We start from the raw sequence: 276 nt of genomic DNA, 5'->3' as shown, positions 1-276 counted from the left end.
CACCGACTCGGCGGCGGCGATCGGGATGTCCCATGATTTCAGGCGAGAGCGCAGCTCCGCCAGCTCCTCGACGCTCGCGCAGGGCTGTTCGGCGGACTCGAGATCGAACTCGCTGAGGGCATGGAGCGCGCGCTCGGCCTCGTCGACGTTCCAGCCCATGTTCGCGTCGATGCGGATCCGCCCCTCCGCGCCCAGCGCCTCGCGCACCGCCGCGACGCGGGCGACGTCGTCGGCGAGCAGCTGCCCGCGCTCGGCGACCTTCACCTTCGCGGTGCG

1 protein-coding gene is annotated in these 276 nt (G+C 72.5%); it reads right to left on the bottom strand.

Features of this window, described 5'->3' with window-relative positions; translation table 11 throughout:
* Window positions 1-276 (bottom strand): enolase C-terminal domain-like protein (locus SB658_RS23750; RefSeq protein WP_410602767.1); only part of this gene is annotated, 276 nt, incomplete at both ends.

This window comes from Bacillus sp. SIMBA_008 (assembly GCF_046535495.1).
GTDB classification, from domain to species: domain Bacteria; phylum Bacillota; class Bacilli; order Bacillales; family Bacillaceae; genus Bacillus; species Bacillus subtilis.
The sequence above is the reverse complement of the archived record's forward strand: the minus strand, read 5'-3'. Positions and strand labels throughout refer to the sequence as shown.